The organism is Micromonospora sp. CPCC 205739 (assembly GCF_036906795.1).
In the GTDB taxonomy this organism is placed as follows: domain Bacteria; phylum Actinomycetota; class Actinomycetes; order Mycobacteriales; family Micromonosporaceae; genus Micromonospora.
The window spans coordinates 380,292-399,470 of record NZ_JBAKHS010000002.1; the positions used below are offsets into that span (position 1 = coordinate 380,292).

Annotated in this window: 14 protein-coding genes; 10 read left to right on the top strand and 4 right to left on the bottom strand. The window is 74.5% G+C overall.

Annotation, left to right across the window (positions count from 1 at the left end; translation table 11 throughout):
* The first annotated feature begins 19 nt into the window (after nucleotides 1–19).
* Complete coding sequence (locus V6U88_RS05730; RefSeq protein ID WP_334450477.1) at nucleotides 20–619, top strand: Trp biosynthesis-associated membrane protein; 600 nt, start codon at nucleotides 20–22, stop codon at nucleotides 617–619.
* Here the strand turns inward: V6U88_RS05730 and V6U88_RS05735 are convergent.
* Nucleotides 612–890 (bottom strand): hypothetical protein, encoded by a 279-nt coding sequence (locus V6U88_RS05735; protein WP_334450478.1) that lies wholly within the window; start codon nucleotides 888–890, stop codon nucleotides 612–614. The two genes, V6U88_RS05730 and V6U88_RS05735, sit on opposite strands and share 8 nt — an antisense overlap.
* Nucleotides 891–1,376: 486 nt before the next feature.
* Here V6U88_RS05735 and trpC point away from each other — a divergent pair, with 486 nt between their 5' ends.
* The 3 genes from trpC to trpA are packed head-to-tail and all read left to right on the top strand — an operon-like array spanning nucleotide 1,377 to nucleotide 4,261.
* Nucleotides 1,377–2,180 carry an indole-3-glycerol phosphate synthase TrpC gene (gene trpC / locus V6U88_RS05740; protein ID WP_334450625.1) on the top strand — a complete coding sequence of 268 codons (804 nt, stop codon included), beginning with the start codon at nucleotides 1,377–1,379 and terminating at the stop codon, nucleotides 2,178–2,180.
* A gap of 40 nt (nucleotides 2,181–2,220) precedes the next feature.
* Entirely contained in the window at nucleotides 2,221–3,453 is a 1,233-nt protein-coding gene (gene trpB, locus V6U88_RS05745; protein ID WP_334450479.1) for a tryptophan synthase subunit beta, read from the top strand.
* Nucleotides 3,454–3,457: 4 nt separating this feature from the next.
* The gene (gene trpA / locus V6U88_RS05750; protein ID WP_334450480.1) at nucleotides 3,458–4,261 is read left to right on the top strand and encodes a tryptophan synthase subunit alpha; all 804 of its coding nucleotides are present in this window, start codon (nucleotides 3,458–3,460) and stop codon (nucleotides 4,259–4,261) included.
* Between the two features lie 237 nt (nucleotides 4,262–4,498).
* Here the strand turns inward: trpA and V6U88_RS05755 are convergent, their stop codons facing one another.
* On the bottom strand, nucleotides 4,499–5,032 hold the full coding sequence (locus V6U88_RS05755) for an NUDIX hydrolase (protein WP_334450481.1): 534 nt from the start codon (nucleotides 5,030–5,032) through the stop codon (nucleotides 4,499–4,501).
* 102 nt (nucleotides 5,033–5,134) lie between these two features.
* Here V6U88_RS05755 and lgt point away from each other — a divergent pair, with 102 nt between their 5' ends.
* Nucleotides 5,135–6,310, top strand: coding sequence for a prolipoprotein diacylglyceryl transferase (gene lgt, locus V6U88_RS05760; RefSeq protein ID WP_334450482.1), 1,176 nt, complete (start codon nucleotides 5,135–5,137; stop codon nucleotides 6,308–6,310).
* An 11-nt stretch (nucleotides 6,311–6,321) separates the two neighbouring features.
* Nucleotides 6,322–7,512 carry an FAD-dependent oxidoreductase gene (locus V6U88_RS05765; RefSeq protein ID WP_334450483.1) on the top strand — a complete coding sequence of 397 codons (1,191 nt, stop codon included), beginning with the start codon at nucleotides 6,322–6,324 and terminating at the stop codon, nucleotides 7,510–7,512.
* 135 nt (nucleotides 7,513–7,647) lie between these two features.
* On the opposite strand, the gene V6U88_RS05770 is transcribed toward V6U88_RS05765, so the two are convergent.
* Complete coding sequence (locus tag V6U88_RS05770; RefSeq protein ID WP_334450484.1) at nucleotides 7,648–8,490, bottom strand: GNAT family N-acetyltransferase; 843 nt, start codon at nucleotides 8,488–8,490, stop codon at nucleotides 7,648–7,650.
* A gap of 147 nt (nucleotides 8,491–8,637) precedes the next feature.
* Here V6U88_RS05770 and gltB point away from each other — a divergent pair, with 147 nt between their 5' ends.
* The 4 genes from gltB to V6U88_RS05790 all read left to right on the top strand — a co-directional run bounded on the left by gltB (nucleotide 8,638) and on the right by V6U88_RS05790 (nucleotide 17,251).
* Nucleotides 8,638–13,326, top strand: coding sequence for a glutamate synthase large subunit (gene gltB, locus V6U88_RS05775; protein ID WP_334450485.1), 4,689 nt, complete (start codon nucleotides 8,638–8,640; stop codon nucleotides 13,324–13,326).
* The gene (locus V6U88_RS05780) at nucleotides 13,319–14,827 is read left to right on the top strand and encodes a glutamate synthase subunit beta (RefSeq protein WP_334450486.1); all 1,509 of its coding nucleotides are present in this window, start codon (nucleotides 13,319–13,321) and stop codon (nucleotides 14,825–14,827) included. The genes gltB and V6U88_RS05780 overlap by 8 nt, the downstream gene beginning before the upstream one ends.
* 255 nt (nucleotides 14,828–15,082) lie before the next feature.
* A complete protein-coding gene (locus V6U88_RS05785) occupies nucleotides 15,083–16,630 on the top strand; it encodes an MFS transporter (protein ID WP_334450487.1) in 1,548 nt (515 codons plus the stop codon).
* 96 nt (nucleotides 16,631–16,726) lie between these two features.
* Nucleotides 16,727–17,251 (top strand): hypothetical protein, encoded by a 525-nt coding sequence (locus V6U88_RS05790; protein WP_334450488.1) that lies wholly within the window; start codon nucleotides 16,727–16,729, stop codon nucleotides 17,249–17,251.
* 190 nt (nucleotides 17,252–17,441) lie between these two features.
* Here V6U88_RS05790 and V6U88_RS05795 read toward each other — a convergent pair whose 3' ends face one another.
* The gene (locus tag V6U88_RS05795; RefSeq protein WP_334450489.1) at nucleotides 17,442–18,983 is read right to left on the bottom strand and encodes a M1 family metallopeptidase; all 1,542 of its coding nucleotides are present in this window, start codon (nucleotides 18,981–18,983) and stop codon (nucleotides 17,442–17,444) included.
* Nucleotides 18,984–19,179: the final 196 nt, after the last annotated feature.

Below are 19,179 nucleotides of genomic sequence, written 5' to 3' on the forward strand. Positions count from 1 at the left end.
CGAACGAAAGGTGGCCCCGATGAGCGGTCCGGACACGCCCGCCGCGCCGGACACGCCCGCCGAGGCGGGTACGCCGGCCGCGCCGGGCCGACGCGAGCTGGCGTACGCGGTGCTGCTCTGCCTGGCCGGGGCGGGCCTGGCCTTCTGGGCGGCGACCCGGACCTGGGCGGTGGAGGTGACCCCGCGCGGGTCGCTGCCGTCGGCGCGGGAGGGCCGCACGGGCGCGGACCTGCTGCCCTGGCTGTCGGCGTTGGCGCTGGTGGGGCTGGCCGGCGGCGGCGCGGTGCTGGCCACCCGGGGCCGGGCCCGCCGCCTGCTGGGCGGGCTGCTGGCCCTGCTCGGCGCCGCGGTGGCGGCCGGCGGCGGCTACGGGCTGATCGCCGCCTTCGACGGCGAGGTGAGCCGGCAGTGGCCGGCGCTCTGCCTGCTCGGCGGGGTGCTGGCGGCGCTCGGCGGTGCGCTCACCGCGGCGCGCGGTCAGCGCTGGCCGGCGATGGGCGCCCGGTACGAGCGCCGCTCCGGCGGTGCCGCCGGGGCCGACGGCCGCCCGGCCGCCGAGCGGGGCACCCGCGAGGCGTGGGACGCGCTCGACCGGGGCGAGGACCCGACGGTCAGCTGACCGGCTGCCGCTCGCGGACCTCGCGGCGGTCCCGGGCCGCGGCCCGCGCGGCGGCCAGTTCGGCCACCAGGCGGTCCAGCTCGGCCCGCTGGTCGGCGCGGGCCCGGTCGGCGCAGACGGCCTCCCAGGCGTTGCCGCGCGCGGTACGCATCCGGCCCTCGCCCACCACGGCGCGTTCCAGGGTGTGCACCACGCCGACAGCCAGCGACGCGACGGTGCGGGAGATGGTGGTGAGTCCGATGGCGCTGGAGCTCGGCTCGGTCGTGCTCATGAGGTCACCCCGCAGATGGAGTCCGACGTATCGGCAGGCGCGTCATCGAGTCTGCCCGGTGGACAGGCTGCCCGGTTCACGTTTCACCGTGGTGACGCCCGGATCAACTGTCCGTCGAGGCCAACGAGCTGGCTAGGGCCGTTCATCCTTGAGCTTGGTCACAGCATCGACGGGCGTCAGTAGGCTGCGCGGAGCCGGTCGCCGTGCTCTCATTGTTCATGGGCGAAGATCGATGCTCGTGGAACGGCCCCGCCGCAGGCGGGCGAGCTGGTCGACGGGGGCGGTGGCGCTGCGTGACATCGCGTTCACCGGAAGTCGGCCATCATGCCACAGCCCATTTCGTGAGGAGCGCCATACCCCCGGCACCCGTCGCCAGCTGGCGCCCCCTAGCATCGGCCCATGACACCCGGAGAGGGGAGTCCGTTGGTGACTGCTGAGCATGCGCACGCGGAGGGGGACGAGGCCGGTTCGGCCGGGTCCGGAAGCGTGCTCGACGAGATCCTGGCCGGCGTCCGCGAGGACGTGGCACGGCGACAGGAGCAGGTTCCGCTGGAGCGGATCCGTGAGCTGGCCGCCGCCGCGCCGCCACCGCTGGACGCGTACGCGGCCCTGCGCCGGCCCGGCGTGGCGGTGATCGCGGAGGTCAAGCGCTCCTCGCCGTCCAAGGGCCGGCTGGCCGAGATCGCCGATCCGGCCGACCTGGCCGGGCAGTACGCCGCCGGTGGCGCGCGGGCGATCAGCGTGCTGACCGAGGGGCGCTGGTTCGGCGGATCCCTCGACGACCTGGCCGCCGTCCGGGCCGCCGTGCGGGTGCCGGTCCTGCGCAAGGACTTCGTGGTCTCCAGCTACCAGGTGCACGAGGCCCGTGCGCACGGCGCCGACCTGGTGCTGCTGATCGTCGCCGCCCTCGAACAGAACGTGCTGATGGGTCTGCTGGAGCGGATCGAGTCGCTCGGCATGACCGCGCTGGTCGAGGTGCACGACGAGGAGGAGGCCGACCGCGCCCTGGAGGCCGGTGCGCAGGTGATCGGGGTCAACGCCCGCGACCTGCGTACCCTGGAGGTTGACCGGTCGGTCTTCGAGCGGATCGCACCCGGCCTGCCCAGCAGCGTTGTCAAGATCGCGGAATCCGGCGTGCGTGGCCCGCACGACCTCATCCGGTACGCCTCGGCCGGCGCCGACGCCGTGCTGGTGGGCGAGGGCCTGGTCACCCAGAAGAGCCCCCGCGAGGCGGTCGCCGAGCTGGTCAACGCCGGCAACCACCCGGCAACGCCCCGCCCGGTGCGCTGAGCCCGCGCCCGGGAGACGTCAGCAGCGAGAGGACACCGCGATGAGCGCCAACGCCTCGGCCCCGGCCGGTCAGCTTCCCGACGCCGCCGGTCACTTCGGCCGCTTCGGCGGGCGGTTCGTGCCGGAGGCGCTGGTGGCGGCGCTGGACGAGCTGGACGCCGCGTACCGCAAGGCGATGAGCGACCCGGCCTTCCTCGCCGAGTTCGACGCCCTGCTGCGCGACTACGCGGGCACCCCGTCGCTGCTGTACTCGGCCGAGCGGTTCTCCGCCAAGGTGGGCGCCCGGGTGCTGCTCAAGCGGGAGGACCTCAACCACACCGGGGCGCACAAGGTACGCAACGTGCTGGGCCAGGCCCTGCTCACCAAGCGGATGGGCAAGACCCGGGTGATCGCCGAGACCGGCGCCGGCCAGCACGGGGTGGCCACCGCCACCGCCGCCGCCCTGTTCGACCTCGACTGCGTGGTCTACATGGGCGAGGTCGACACCCAGCGGCAGGCGCTCAACGTCGCCCGGATGCGGATGCTCGGCGCGACGATCGTTCCGGTGACCACCGGCTCGCGCACCCTCAAGGACGCGATGAACGAGGCGATGCGGGACTGGGTCGCCAACGTCGACAACACCCACTACCTGATCGGCACCGCCGCCGGCCCGCACCCGTTCCCGGAGATGGTCCGGGACTTCGTGCGCGGCATCGGCGAGGAGGCCCGCCGGCAGTGCCTCGACCTGACCGGCGCGCTGCCGGACGCGGTCGCCGCCTGCGTCGGCGGCGGCTCCAACGCGCTGGGCATCTTCCACGCCTTCGTCGACGACGCCGACGTGCGGCTGTACGGCTTCGAGGCCGGCGGCGACGGGGTGGAGACCGGCCGGCACGCGGCCAGCATCACCGGCGGCACCTCCGGCGTGCTGCACGGCACCCGCACCTACGTGCTGCAGAACGCCGACGGTCAGACCGTCGAGTCGCACTCGATCTCCGCCGGCCTGGACTACCCGGGCGTCGGCCCGGAGCACGCCTGGCTGCACGACAGCGGCCGGGCCACCTACCTGCCGGTGACCGACCGCGAGGCGATGGCCGCGTTCGAGCTGCTCTGCCGTACCGAGGGGATCATCCCGGCGATCGAGAGCTCGCACGCGCTCGCCGGCGCGCTGGCGATCGCCCCCCGGCTCGCCGCCGAACTCGGCCGGGAGCCGGTCATCGTGGTCAACCTCTCCGGTCGGGGTGACAAGGACGTGCACACCGCCGGCGAGTACTTCGGCATCCTCGACAAGGAGTGACAGCGTGAGTCGGATCGGGGTGGCCTTCGACAAGGCCCGCGCCGACGGGCGGGCCCTGCTGGTCGGCTGCATGCCGGCCGGCTTCCCGACCGTCGAGGGCAGCATCGCCGCGATGACCGCCATGGTCGAGGCGGGCGTCGACGTCATCGAGGTGGAGATCCCCTACTCCGACCCGGTGATGGACGGGCCGGTGATCCAGCGGGCCAGCGACATCGCCCTGGCCGGCGGGGTCCGCACCGCCGACACGCTGCGCATCGTCGAGGCGGTCGCGGCCACCGGCGCGCCGGTGGTCACCATGACGTACTGGAACCCGATCGAGCAGTACGGCGTCGACGCGTTCGCCCGCGACCTCGCCGCCGCCGGTGGCACCGGCCTGATCACCCCGGACCTGATCCCCGACGAGGCCGGCGAGTGGCTGGCCGCCTCGGACGCCCACGGCCTGGACCGCACCTTCCTGGTCTCGCCCTCGTCCACCGACGCCCGGCTGAAGATGACCGTCGAGCACTGCCGCGGCTTCGTCTACGCCACCGCGATCATGGGGGTCACCGGCGCCCGGGCGAAGACCTCGGAGGCCGCGCCGGTCCTGGTCTCCCGGCTCCGCGAGGTCACCGACCTGCCGGTCGGCGTCGGCCTCGGCGTGGGCACCGGCGCCCAGGCCGCCACGGTCGCCGGGTACGCCGACGGCGTGATCGTGGGCAGCGCCCTGGTCCGCTGCGTGCTCGACGCCCCCGACCCCGCCGCCGGGCTGACCGCGCTGCGCACGCTCAGCGCCGAACTCGCCGAGGGCGTCCGCCACCCCGTCCGCTGACCCGAGGGGCCCGTCGCCGCCGCCGGGCCGCCTGGCCCGGTGCCGCGCCCGGGTCCCCCGACCGCGCTCGCGCCCGGGGGCCGGTGCCCCGGCCACCGTGCCGGTGTTCGACGTCCATGCCGGCGCTCCGCGACCGTGATCAACTCGGTTTGCGGCGTGTCGGGGTGTCCCGAAGCCGCGACACCCCGGCACGCCGCACACGGGAGTACGCCCGGAGCCCCAGGGCGGAAGCCCCGGTCAGGGAGCGGGCCGGACGGCCGACGCGCCACGCGGCGCGGGCGGCGCGGAATCGCCCGCCCTCGACGGCGGGGTCGGGATCCCCGTCGCCGGGTCCGGGCGCAGGTCGCGCAGCACCCCTGAGCGCCCCGCCCGGGCGTCGGCGACGGCGGCCCGGGTGACCGGGGTGACCTCCGCCGGCAGCCGGTCCGGCAGGTGCCAGGAGAGGGTGCACCCGGCCGGCGGCGCGAGGGCCGCGTCCCGGTGGGCACGAGCCCGGAACACGTGCACCAGCACGTCCGGCAGGGGGTCCGGCGTCGGCGGCCCGCCGCAGGGCGAGCCGCTGAGGTGGTAGAGGCCGACCAGGTCGACCACCTCGACCGGGCACCCGGTCTCCCGCCGGACCTCGCCCGCCACCGCGCCGGTCGGGCACTCCAGGCGGTGCAGCCGTCCGCCGGGCAACGCCCACCGCCCGCCGCGGTCGCGCCGGCACAGCAGCACCCGACCGGCCGCGTCGGTCAGGACCGCGGCGACCGCCCAGGTGAGCGTGCTCATGGACAAAGAGCGTACGGCCCGGCAAACCGGAAGTCATCCGAGGCCGAAGTGCGGCGTACCGGGGTGCCGCGGATGCGGTGCGCAACGGTAGCCTCTTCACCCGTGACCCTCGCCTCGTTGAGCCCCCAGGCGGCCCTGCCGAGCCCGACCACCGCGGTCTGGCAGCTCGGGCCGGTGCCGATCCGGGCCTACGCGCTCTGCATCATCCTCGGCATCGTGCTGGCCTGCTGGATCACCGAGCGCCGGCTGCGCCAGCGTGGCGTGGCCCCCGGCGCGGTGCTCGACATCGCGGTCTGGGCGGTCCCGGCCGGCATCGTCGGCGCCCGGATCTACCACGTGATCACCTCGCCGGAGAAGTACTTCGGCGCCGGTGGCGAGCCGCTGAAGGCGTTCGCCATCTGGGAGGGCGGTCTCGGCATCTGGGGCGCGGTGGCCGGCGGCGCGGTCGGCGCGTGGATCGCCGCCCGGCAGCTCGGCATCCCGTTCGCCGTGGTGGCCGACGCGCTCGCCCCCGGCCTGCCGCTGGCCCAGGCGGTCGGCCGGTTCGGCAACTGGTTCAACAACGAGCTCTACGGCGGCCGCACCACGCTGCCCTGGGGGCTGGAGATCCACAAGATGGACCCGGCCGACCCGGGCCGGGCGCTGCGTGACGCCTCCGGCCAGCCGGTCCTGGAGCCCGGTCTCTACCACCCGACGTTCCTCTACGAGGCGCTCTGGAACGTCGGCGTCGCCGCCCTGGTGTACGCCCTGGACCGCCGGTTCAAGTTCGGCAAGGGCCGGGCGTTCGCGCTCTACGTGATGGGCTACACCGCCGGCCGGTTCTGGATCGAGATCATGCGCAACGACGAGGCGAACCGGATCCTCGGCGTCCGCCTCAACGTCTGGACCGCCGGCCTGGTCTTCATCGGCGCGCTGATCTACTTCCTGCGCGTGCGCGGCCCCCGCGAGTACGTGATCCCGGTGGGCGTGCCGGCCGTTCCGGCCCCGCCGGCCGGTGGGGACGTCTCCCAGGTCGACCTCTCCCGCACCGAGAACGGACCCCGGGCGGTCGCCCCGGAGGGCTACCGGACGGTCAGCGAGGAGCAGTTCCGGGCGTACCGGGAGACCGGCGAGGTCCCCGACGAACCCGACGCCGCAGCGCGCACGACGACCGACGACGAGCCCTCGGCCGACGCCGACCCCGACGCCGGGGCCGGGCCGGACGGCGACGGCGACGCGCCGGAGCGGGACGACCGGGCGGGCGCCGCCGGCGCCCGGCCCACCGACCGGGACAGCTGAGCGGGGCGGGGATGCGCACCGCGGTGGTGGTCGGCGCCGGGCTCGGCGGGCTGGCGGTGGCCGGCACGCTGGCCCGCTCCGGTTGGCAGGTCACCCTGCTCGAACGGGCGGACCGGGTCCGCCCGGAGGCCACGGCCGTGGTGCTCTGGCCCAACGGGGTACGCGCGCTGCACGCGCTCGGCCTCGGCGCAGGCCTGGACGCGATCGCCACCCCGCTGCCCGACGCCGGGGTGCGCCGCCCGGACGGCCACTGGCTGGTGCAGCCGCGCCCGACCCCGGCCGACCGGATGCCGGTGGTGGTGCACCGGGAGGACCTGCACGACGCGCTGATCGCCGGGCTCGGCGACCGGGTGGAGCTGCGTACCGGCGTGGCCGTGGACACCGCCCGGGTCCGCCCCGGCCAGCGGCCCGCGGTCGGCACCGCCGGACACCTGGTCGAGGCCGACCTGGTGGTCGCGGCCGACGGCACCGACAGCGCGGTACGCCGCCAGCTCGCCCCCTCCTCGGCCGTGGTCAGCTCCGGCTGCGCGGCCTGGCGGGCGGTCATCCCCTGGTACCGGGCGCCCCGGCTGCCGGCCGACCAGCCGGTCGGCGGTGAGGTGCTGGGCGCGGGCTACCGCTTCGTGGCCGCCTCGCTGGGTGAGCGCGGCTCCTCCGGTGCCTCCCGCCGGGGCGGCATCTACTGGGTCGCCACCGCCGCCGGAGCGCCCCGCCCGGAGCCCCCGGAGACGCAGCTCGCCCTGCTCAAGCGCTGGTACGCCGGCTGGCCCGCCCCGATCGGCGAACTGCTCGACGCCACCGACCCGGCCGACCTGGTGCAGCAGGAGGTCCGCGAGCTGCGCCCGCTGCCCCGGGCGTACGGCTTCCCGGCCGGCTCCGGCGGGGTGGTGCTGCTCGGCGACGCGGCCCACGCCATGCCGCCGCACCTGGGTCAGGGCGCCTGCCTCGCCTTCGAGGACGCCGCCACCCTCTCCTCGCTGCTGCGCGAGTCCCGGCTGCCCGACGCGGTGCAGGCGTACGACCGGTTGCGCCGTCCCCGCGCGGCGACGGTGGTGCGGCAGACCCGCCGGATGTCGGCGGTCCTGCAGGCCCGGGGCCGGCTGGCCCTGCGGGCCCGGGACGCCACCCTCGGCACGATCAGCCCCCGCCTGCTCTCCAGCGCCGCCTCCGCCGCCGCCCAATGGCGCCCCCCAACCCCCTGACCCCCACACCCCCTCTGCCGCCCGCCCCGCGCCGCCCACCCGGGTTGATCATGAAGTTGGCGGCACTTGCCTCGGCGTGTCGTGCCGCCAACTTCATGATCAACGGGCGGGAGCGCGTGGCGCTGGGGGAAGGGGTTAGATGAGGGCGGTGGGTTCGGCTATGCAGGCGGTGCCGATGCGGCGGAAGCCGACGCGGAGGTAGACCCGGGCGATCTCCTCGCTGCCGGCGGAGAGGAAGACTAGGTCGGTGCCGGCGGCCAGCAGCTCGCGGGCGATGGCGGCGGTGACCGCCGCGCCCATTCCGCGGCGGCGGGCGGCCGGCAGGGTGGCCACCCCGGCGATCTCGGCCACGTCGCCGACCCGCATCGCCATCCCGCTGGCCAGCGCCCCCTCCTCGGGCGTGCCGGCCAGCACGGAGAGCCGGCGGCCGTCGGCGATGCGGGTCCGCTCCTCGTCCAGCGCCGCGACGTCCAGCTCGGTGATCGCGGCGTCCCGCTGCGCCGGGCCGGCCTCGCCCCGGGCGGTGCCGGCGGCGGCGAAGCCGACCGCGGCGACCGCGCGGCGGGCGGCCACGTCGGCGGCGAAGCCGGGCGCGTCCGGGTCCAGCACCCGCAGGGGTACGTCGGTGAGCGTCGCCGGGTCGGGCAGCGCGTCCGGGTCGAGCACCATCAGCGGCGCCTCCAGCACGCCCAGCCCCGCCGAGCGGGCCACGGTGAGCAGCTCGGGGGTGGTCTCGTGCACCCACTCCAGGGCTTCCGGCAGGCCCAGCTCCCGCTGCCGCTCGCGTACGGCGGTCACGTCGGCCAGCGACGGGGGCGCGGTGGCGTCGAGGCGCGGCCGGGCGTAGAACGGCCAGCCCACGCCCTCGCGGACGAAGAGCACGAGCGCGCCGTACTCCTCTGCGCGGGCGACGTCCCGGGGGACCGCGTCGTAGAAGTGCTCCAGCCGCGCGAGAAGTTCGCTGTGCAGAGGATCCACCGCGCGAGACTACATGTCCCAGAGTCTGGAAGGTGTGATCAATCTGCACTGGCCTTGCGCGGGTCTCCCTAACGTAGACTCAATAAACCGCCAAGGGCCGACGTCGTCCCGACCATGATCCATCCCTGAGTGACGACAGGAGGCCCGGTGGCCTTTCCGTACCCTCACAGCCCGCAGTCGGCACCGCCCGCGGCCGGTCTCTACGACCCGGCGAACGAGCACGACGCGTGCGGCGTGGCCTTCGTGGCGGACCTGCACGGCCGGCGCTCCCACGCGGTGGTGGCGAACGGCCTCGGCGCGCTCTGCCGCCTGGACCATCGCGGCGCCCGGGGCGCGGAGCACAACACCGGCGACGGCGCGGGGATCATGATCCAGATCCCGGACGCGTTCCTGCGCGCCGTGGTCGACTTCCCGTTGCCGCCGGCCGGCCAGTACGCCACCGGCCTGGTCTTCCTCCCCGACGACGACGCCGCCGAGGCCCGTGCCCGGCAGGTGGTGGAGAAGTACGCCCTGGTCGAGGGGGCCGACCTGCTCGGCTGGCGGGACGTCCCGGTCGACCCGAGCGGGCTGGGCGAGACCGCGCTCGCGGCGATGCCCCGGATCCGCCAGCTCTTCCTGGCCGCGCACCGGCTCACCGACACCCCGGCCGGCCCGGCCGGCTCCCCGCTGAGCGGCCTCGAACTGGACCGGGTGGCGTTCTGCGTGCGCAAGCAGGCCGAGCGGGAGAGCGCCGAGCGGGGTGTGCCCGCGTACTTCCCGTCGCTGTCGGCGCGGACCATGACCTGGAAGGGCATGCTCACCCCGGACCAGCTCCCGGCGTACTTCCCGGAGCTGACCGACGAGCGGGTGGAGAGTGCGATCGCGCTGGTGCACTCCCGCTTCTCCACCAACACCTTCCCGTCCTGGCCGCTGGCGCACCCGTACCGGTTCATCGCGCACAACGGTGAGATCAACACGATCCGCGGCAACCGGAACTGGATGCAGGCCCGGGAGGCGCTGCTGCGCAGCCCGGACCTGCCCGGCAACATCCGGCGGATCTTCCCGGTCTGCACCCCGGGCGCCTCCGACTCGGCGAACTTCGACGAGGTCCTCGAACTGCTGCACCTGGCCGGGCGGAGCCTGCCGCACGCGGTGCTGATGATGATCCCGGAGGCCTGGGAGAACGACCCGGGCATGCGGGCCGACAAGCGGGCCTTTTACCGCTTCCACGCCAGCCTGATGGAGCCGTGGGACGGCCCCGCCTCGGTCGCCTTCACCGACGGCGAGATCGTCGGCGCGGTGCTGGACCGCAACGGGCTGCGCCCGGGCCGCTGGTGGCGGACCTCCGACGGGCTGGTCGTGCTGGGCAGCGAGGCCGGCGTACTCGACCTCGACCCGGCCACCGTGGTCGCCAAGGGCCGCCTCCAGCCGGGGAAGATGTTCCTGGTCGACACGGTCAACGGGCGGATCGTGCAGGACGACGAGATCAAGACCGAGCTGGCCGCCGCCCAGCCGTACGCCGAGTGGCTGCACGCCGGGCTGATCGACCTGACCGATCTGCCGCCGCGCAAGCACATCGTCTACACCCACGACTCGGTGCGCCGCCGCCAGCAGACCTTCGGCTACACCGAGGAGGAGCTGAAGATCCTGCTCGCGCCGATGGCCCGCCTCGGCGCGGAGCCGCTCGGCTCGATGGGCACCGACACTCCGATCTCCCCGCTGTCGACCCGGCCGCGGCTGCTCTACGACTACTTCCACCAGCTCTTCGCCCAGGTCACCAACCCGCCGCTGGACGCCATCCGGGAGGAGCTGGTGACCAGCCTGTCGTCGACCATCGGGCCGGAGGGCAACCTGCTCGACCCGGGACCGGCCAGCTGCCGGCAGATCGTGCTGCCCTACCCGGTGATCGACAACGACGAGCTGGCCAAGATCCTCTCCATCGACGAGGACGGCGACCTGCCCGGCTTCAAGGCGGTCCGGGTCTCCGGGCTCTACCGGGTCCGCGACGGCGGCGCCGGCATCAAGGCCCGGCTGACCGAGATCTGCCGGCACGTCTCCGAGGCGATCGAGGACGGCGTCCGGATCCTGGTCCTCTCCGACCGCGACTCCAACGCCGACCTGGCGCCGATCCCGTCGCTGCTGCTCACCGCCGCGGTGCACCAGCACCTGGTCCGCGAGCAGACCCGCACCCAGGTGGCGCTGATCGTGGAGTCCGGCGACTGCCGCGAGGTGCACCACGCGGCCGTGCTGATCGGGTACGGCGCGGCGGCGGTCAACCCGTACCTGGCCTTCGAGTCGGTCGAGGACATGATCTCCACCGGAGTACTGACCGGAGTCGCCCCGACCAGGCCCGATGAGCCGCCGTCGGAGCTGGCGGCGAGGGCGGTCCGCAACTACGTCAAGGCGCTCGGCAAGGGCGTCCTGAAGATCATGTCCAAGATGGGCATCTCCACCGTGTCGTCGTACTGCGGCGCGCAGGTCTTCGAGGCGGTCGGGCTGCACACCCGGCTGGTGGAGCGCTACTTCCGCGGCACCCCCAGCACCATCAGCGGCGTCGGGCTGGACGAGATCCACGCCGAGGTGGCCGCCCGGCACGCGCTGGCCTGGCCGGCACCGGGCGCGCAGACCTCCGACCGGCTGGAGGTCGGCGGCGAGTACCAGTGGCGCCGCGAGGGCGAGCTGCACCTGTTCAACCCGGAGACGGTCTTCCTGCTCCAGCACGCCACCCGCAGCCGCCAGTACGACGTCTTCCGGCAGTACACCGCCAAGGTCGACGAGCTGGCCGCGCAGGGCGGCTCGCTGCGTGGGCTGTTCACCCTGCGTACCGGGGTGCGCCCGGCGGTGCCGCTGGACGAGGTCGAGCCGGCCACCGAGATCGTCAAGCGGTTCGCCACCGGCGCCATGTCGTACGGGTCGATCTCGGCGGAGGCGCACGAGACCCTGGCGATCGCGATGAACCGGCTCGGCGGCAAGTCCAACACCGGCGAGGGCGGCGAGGACGTCGAGCGGCTGTACGACCCGGCGCGCCGCTCCGCGGTCAAGCAGATCGCCAGCGGCCGCTTCGGCGTGACCAGCGAATACCTGGTCAACGCCGACGACCTCCAGATCAAGATGGCCCAGGGCGCCAAGCCTGGCGAGGGCGGGCAGCTGCCCGGCAACAAGGTCTGGCCGTGGATCGCCCGTACCCGGCACGCCACCCCGGGCGTCGGCCTGATCTCCCCGCCGCCGCACCACGACATCTACTCCATCGAGGACCTCGCCCAGCTGGTGCACGACCTCAAGTGCGTCAACCCCGCCGCGCGGGTGCACGTCAAGCTGGTCAGCGAGGTCGGCGTGGGTACCGTCGCGGCCGGCGTCGCCAAGCTCAAGGCCGACGTCATCCTGATCTCCGGGCACGACGGCGGTACCGGCGCGTCCCCGCTGAACTCCCTCAAGCACGCCGGTACGCCGTGGGAGCTGGGCCTGGCCGAGGCGCAGCAGACGCTGCTGCTCAACAAGCTCCGCGACCGGGTCACGGTGCAGGTCGACGGCCAGCTCAAGACCGGCCGGGACGTGCTGGTCGCGGCGCTGCTCGGCGCCGAGGAGTTCGGCTTCGCCACCGCCCCGCTGATCGTCGAGGGCTGCGTGATGATGCGGGTCTGCCACCTGGACACCTGTCCGGTCGGCATCGCCACCCAGAACCCGGTGCTGCGCGAGCGGTTCACCGGCAAGCCGGAGTTCGTGGAGAACTTCTTCCTCTTCCTCGCCGAGGAGGTCCGCGGCTACCTCGCCGAGCTGGGCTTCCGCAGCATCGACGAGGCGATCGGGCACGCCGAGCTGCTCGACGTCGCCCCGGCGGTGGAGCACTGGAAGGCGCACGGGCTGGACCTCGGGCGCGTACTGCACCTGCCGGAGCTGCCGGCGGACGCCGCGCGGCGCGGGGTGCGGGCCCAGGACCACGGCCTGGAGCTGGCCCTGGACAACGAGCTGATCGCGCTGGCGCAGCCGGCGCTGCGCGACGGCAGCCCGGTGCGGGTCGAGGTGGCGGTGCGCAACGAGCACCGCAGCGTCGGCGCGATGCTCGGCGGCGAGGTCACCCGCCGCTTCGGCGGCGCCGGCCTGCCCGACGACACGATCGAGTTCGTGCTGCGGGGCACCGCCGGCCAGTCCTTCGGCGCGTTCCTGCCGCGCGGGGTCACCCTGCGGCTGCACGGCGACGCCAACGACTACGTCGGCAAGGGGCTCTCCGGCGGCCGGATCGTCGTCCGCCCGGACGCCGCCGCGCCGTTCGCCGACCCGGAGGCCGCCGCCGGGGCGCGGGCCGAGGACCAGATCATCGCCGGCAACACCATCCTGTACGGGGCGACCGGCGGCGAGCTGTTCCTGCGCGGCCGGGTGGGGGAGCGCTTCGCGGTGCGCAACTCGGGCGCGGTGGCCGTCGTCGAGGGCGTCGGCGACCACGGGTGCGAGTACATGACCGGCGGCACCGTGGTGGTGCTCGGCGAGACCGGTCGCAACTTCGCCGCCGGCATGTCCGGCGGGACCGCGTACGTGCACCGGCTGGACCGGGGCCGGGTCAACACCGAACTGGTGGACCTGGTGTCGCTGCGCGACTCCGAGCGCGACCTGCTGCACGAGCTGGTGCAACGGCACGTCGCGGAGACCGACTCGGTGCTCGGCGCGGAGCTGCTCAAGCGCTGGCCGGAAGCGGTGGAGGAGTTCACCGCGGTGGTCCCCCGGGACTACCGCCGGGTGATGGAGATCATGCGGGCCGCCGAAGCCGCCGGCCGTGACGTCGACGACGCGGTCATGTCTGCGCTGACCGCGCCGGTGCCGCCCGCCCCGCGGGTGGCGGCCCAGGAGGTGGCTCGTGCCTGACCCGAACGGTTTCCTGCGCTACGACCGGCGGCTGCCGGCGCGCCGCCCGGTGTCGGTGCGGATCAGCGACTGGCGCGAGGTCTACCCGCCGGCCGGCGAGGAGCTGATCCGCGAGCAGGCCACCCGGTGCATGGACTGCGGCATCCCGTTCTGCCACGACGGCTGCCCGCTGGGCAACCGCATCCCGGACTGGAACGACCTGGTCCGGACCGGCAACTGGGACGCCGCGGTGGAGTCGCTGCACGCCACCAACAACTTCCCCGAGTTCACCGGCCGGCTCTGCCCGGCGCCCTGCGAGGCCGCCTGCGTGCTGGGCATCGGTGGCGGTCAGCCGGTCACCATCAAGCAGGTCGAGGTGGAGATCGCCGACGCGGCGGTGGCCCGGGGCGGGCTGCGGCCCCGCCCGGTGCCGGCGCCGACCGGCCGGTCGGTGGCGGTGGTCGGCTCCGGTCCCGCCGGTCTCGCCGCCGCGCAGCAGCTCGCCCGCGCCGGTCACGCGGTGACCGTGTACGAGCGCGACGACGCGCTCGGTGGCCTGCTGCGGTACGGCATTCCCGACTTCAAGCTGGAGAAGCAGCACATCGACCGGCGGCTGGCCCAGCTCGCCGCCGAGGGCGTCCAGTTCCGCACCGGGGTGGACGTCGGGGTGGACGTGACCGCCGAGCAGTTGCGCGCCGAGCACGACGCGGTGCTGCTGGCCTGCGGCGCGCTCCAGGGTCGGGACACTCCCGAGACGCCCGGGCGGCAGCTGCGCGGCGTCCACCAGGCGATGGCGCACCTGGTCGCGGCGAATCGGGTGGTCGCGGCGGCGGGCGAGGGCCGCCCGGCCCTGGCGGTGCTGCCCGACGGCACTCCCATCGACGCCGCCGGCAAGCACGTCGTGATCATCGGCGGCGGTGACACCGCCGCCGACTGTCTCGGGGTGGCCCACCGGCAGGGCGCGGCCGGGGTGCACCAGCTCGATCTCTACCCGGAGCCCCCGCAGGCCCGGGACGCCGCCCGGGACCCGTGGCCGACCTGGCCGTGGGTGCTGCGCAACTACCCGGCGCACGAGGAGGGCGGCGGGCGGGTCTTCGCCGTCGCCGTGCAGGAGTTCGTCGACGACGGGACCGGCCAGGTCAAGGGCGTGCGGATCGCCGAGGTCCGGGTCGAGAAGCGGGACGGCCGGCGGATCGTCACCCCGCTGCCCGGCTCCGAGCGTGAACTCCCGGCCGACCTGGTCCTGCTGGCGATCGGCTTCGAGGGCACCGAGCAGCAGCCGCTGCTGGAGCAGTTCGGGGTGCGCCGCAATTCCCGGGGCGCGGTCGACGCCCGGCCCGACTGGCAGACCGACGCCGACGGCGTCTTCGTCGCCGGTGACATGCACCGGGGGGCCTCGCTGATCGTCTGGGCCATCGCCGAGGGGCGGGCCGCCGCCGCGGCGATCCACTCGTACCTGGGCGGGGTCGGCACCCTGCCCGCGCTGGTGGACCCGGCCCGGCAGCCGCTCGCCGCCCGCTGACGACCTCGGCGGCGACCCCGCCGCACCGACACCCCGGTCCGGACGTGCCCGTCCCGACCGGGGTGTCTGTCGTCGGCGTCCGGTCCGTCCCGGGGCCTGCCGGGCTGGCGGGGCGTGCCCCCACGCCGGCGCCGTCGACCCGGTGAGTCCGCTCACGAAAGCCGCAAATCGGTTTAGCGCGCGGCAGACTTGGCCGCTGCCGAACCCGCCGTGGGTTCGGCTTCGTCATGTCGTCGTCTGGACGGGGAGGCCCTCGTGGCCCTCGGAAGCACGTTCGCCGCGCTGCGTCACCGCAACTACCGGATCTGGGCCGGTGCCGGTTTCGTATCAGTGATCGGGACCTGGATGCAGGTGCTCGGCGTCAACTGGTACGTGCTCGAGCAGACCCGCTCGGCGACCTCGATGGGCCTGGCCGTCCTGCTCCAAGCCCTGCCGACGCTGCTGCTCAGCGTCTGGGGCGGGGCGCTGGCCGACCGGCTGCGGGCGAAGCCGTTGCTGATCGCCGCCCAGGCGGTACACGCTCTGCTCGCCGCGGGACTGGCGGTGGTCGCCGTCACCGGCGTCGGCGGCCTCCCGGCGATCTACGCGATCGCGCTGGTGACCGGGGCGGTGTCGGCGATCGAGGGGCCGGTGTCGGGCCGCTGGTCCTCGACGCTGGTCGACCGGGAGGACCTCGGCAACGCCCTCGCGCTCGGCTCGCTGACCAACTCCGCCGGCCGCATCCTCGGCATGAGCGCCGGCGCCGTCGTGGTCGCCGCCGCCGGCCCCGCACTGCTCTTCGCCGTCAACGCGGCCAGCTTCGTCGCGGTGGTCGGCGCCCTGTTCGCCGTACGCGAGGGGGAGCGGCACACCGGCGAGCCGGCGGCGGCCGATGCGGCGCCGGCGGGCGGCGGCATCCGGGCCGGCTTCCGCTACCTGCTGCGCCAGCCGGTGGTGCTGGTCGCGTTGGCGCTGTCGTTCGTGCTGGGCAGCTTGGGCCGCAACTACCAGGTGACCATGGCGGCGATGAGTGACGGCCCGCTGGCCGCCGGGGCGTCGGGCTACGGCGTGCTCTCCACCGTCTTCGCGGTCGGCACGGTGCTGGGCGCGCTGGTGGCGGCCCGCCGCCGCGAGCTGGGCTACGGGCTGCTGATCTGCGCCGGCCTGCTGGCCAGCGTGTTGCAGATCGCCGCCGGGCTGGCTCCCGGCACGGTCACCTTCGCCGCGGTGATCCTCCCGGTGGCCGCGGCGGCGGTGGTCATCGACACCACGGTCGGCGCCCGCGCCCAGCTCGACACCGACTACGCCATGCGCGGCCGGGTGCTGGCCGCCCTGGCGGTCACCGGCTCGGTCTCGGCGGCGGTCGGCGCGCCCCTGCTCGGCTGGCTCTCCGAGCACGCCGGCCCCCGGCAGACCCTGGTGCTGGCCGGCGCGGTGACCGCCGTCGCCACGACCGCCGCAGGCGTCGCCCTCGACGGGCTGCGCGACCACCGGCTGCGTCGCCGGGTCGCCCTGGCGCTGGCCGCGCCCATGGTGCGCCGCCCGGCCCGCCGGGTCGCCGCCATCGCCACCCGCGTCGTCCGGCCCGCGACCCGGCCCGTGGCGACCGCCCGCCCGGCCACGACGCCCCGCCCGGCGGGGAGCCCGCCGCCCGGCTGGTACCCGGCGGCGGTGCGCCGGCCGGGGGCGGGGCGGCTGCCGTCCAGCCGACTGGTCCGGGCCGAAGCGGACTGCGCCGGCGGGGCGCCGGCCCGGTCCCGCCGTCACCCCCGGTCGGCCGGCGCGGCCCTGATCGAGGTGCCCCCGGCCGACTGCCTGCCCTGAGGCGACCGGTTGCGGGTGAGCGAGGTCATGAGGTTCGCCGGTGGATCCGGCGTCCACGGGACCGGGCGGCGCGAAGATCATCGCTACGCTCCGGGCATGGATACCGAGGAGCGGCTGCGGCGCGTCCGCCGGTGGCTGTGGGTCGTGCTGGTGGGTCTCTTCCTCAGTGGAGTGACCGCGTTCCCGCTGGAGATCGAGGTGCGCTGGCTGCTGCGCGCGCTGGACCCGCTCGCCGACGACCTGCCGGCGCTGGTCGACTGGGTCGAGCGGGTACACACCGGGCTGGTGGAGACCGGCGACCGCTACCCGTTCATGCTCTACGGCACCGACTGGCTCGCCTTCGCCCACCTGGTGCTGGCGGTGGCCTTCTGGGGTCCGCTGCGGGACCCGGTGCGCAACGTCTGGGTGGTGCAGCTCGGCATGATCGCCTGCGCCGGCATCGTGCCGCTCGCGCTGATCTGCGGGCCGATCCGGGACATCCCGTGGTTCTGGACGCTGGTCGACCTCTCCTTCGCCGTAGGCGCCTTCCCACCGCTCTGGTTCGCCTACCGGCACATCCGGGCGATCGAGGCCGCCGCCGGCGCACCGACCGCGCCGCCGGTGTCGACGCCGACGGCCTGACGCCGCGCGGGCCGGGTGAATCGTTCACGTCATCAGGTCTGTAGCGCCCGCCAGTGGAGTTCGCTCCAGCGGGCTGTCGTTCGCCCCTGAGCGGTGCGCACGCTGACCGTGCGGGCCACGGAGGTGGGCGGCGCACCGGCCGGGCACCCGGCCCCGAAGAAGGGGAGCGGGCACCCGGCCGGGGCCGGCGTCAGCGCTGCAGGAGCTGGTGCGCCTCGCGGATCTTCGTCCACGACTTCGGCTGCTCGGGAGCGTCAGTGGCCGTCGCGCGGGCGGCCGTGGCCAGCGTCGGCCGGCCGGCGGTGAACAGCCAGGTGGTGAAGAACCCGTCCAGGTCCAGACCGGAGATCCGCTCGGCGAGGGCCTGGAACTGGGCGACGGAGGCGTTGCCGTACCGGTGTTCGGCCGTCCAGGCCGGCAGGATCTCGAAGAACGCCTCGTCGCCGACGGTCAGCCGGAGCTGGTGCAGCGCCATCGCGCCCCGGTCGTAGACCGCGTCGTCGAAGATCCGGTCGGCGCCCGGGTCACCCGGCGGCACCTGCCAGAACTCCGAGTCCTCCGGGTAGGAGGCGTAGGTGAAGTCGAAGAGTTCCTGCGCGGTGCCCTCGCCCTGCTCCTCCGACCAGAGCCACTCCGCGTACGAGGCGAAGCCCTCGTTGAGCCAGATGTCGCGCCACTGCGCGACCGACACCGAGTCGCCGAACCACTGGTGGGCGTTCTCGTGCACCACCACGTAGGTGTTCGCGCCGCGGCGCCAGAAGCTCGGCCCGTACACCGATCGGGTCTGCGTCTCCAGCGCGAAGCCGATGCCGTCGATCGGCCCGGCCACGCCCCCCTGGGCCTCGAACGGGTACGGCCCGAACAGCCCGCTCGCCCAGTCGACGATCTCCGCGGTCCGCTCGATGCTGGCCCGGGCGGCCGGTCCGCGCTCGCCCAGCGTGGTGCTGTACGCGTTGATCACCGGCTGGCCGTTCGGCGCGCTGTCGGTGACGATGTCGTACTGGCCGATCGCCAGGAACGCGAGATAGGTGGCGGCCGGCTTGGTGCTGCGCCAGCTCCACCGCATCCGGTTGCCGGCCTCGGCCAGCGGGGCGCGCGGCTGCACCCCGTTGCTGATCACCTCGACGCCGGTGGGCACCGACACCGAGATGTCGAAGGTGGCCTTGTCCAGCGGGTGGTCGTTGGCCGGGAACCACCACCAGGCGGACTCGGGCTCGTTGACCGCCAGCGCGCCGTCGGCGGTCCGCGTCCAGCCGCTGTAGCCGTTGACCTCGGTCTCCGACGGCACCCCGGAGTACTTCACCACGATGGTGAGCAGTTGGTCCTTGGCGATGGTGCGAGGCGGGGTGACCACCAGCTCGTGGGTGCCCTCCCGGGTGTGGGTGGCGGACCAGCCGTTGACCCGGACGGACTCCACGTCGAGCAGGAAGTCGAGGTTGAAGCGGGACAGGTCCTGGGTGGCCTTCGCCAGGACGGTGGTGGTGCCGGTGAGCCGGTCGGTGGCCGGCTCGTAGCGCAGGCGGACGTCGTAGTGGCTGACGTCGTACCCGCCGTTGCCGTAGTAGGGGAAGTAGCTGTCGCCCAGACCCGGGCTGCCGGGCGCCGGTGCGGCGGCGACCGGGACCGGCCGGCCCCAACCCGGTAGGGCGGCCTGGCCGGGGGTGCCGGTCACCAGGGTGCCGGCGGTGGTGACGGTCAGGGCGGCGATGGCCGCCGTGAAAACACGTCGCACGAGGTGGACTCCCTCCATCGGGGTGTTCGCAGGATGAACCTAATCGACGTTTGTGAACGTGTCCGCCCCCGCGGCGAGATCAGCTGTTCAGTTGATCTAAATGTTTCGATAGTATTACCGACTAGTAACAAGACCCACACCCCTGACCAGCGCGCGGTCACGAGGATCCCACCACCCCTGCTCCGTGGAGGTCCGT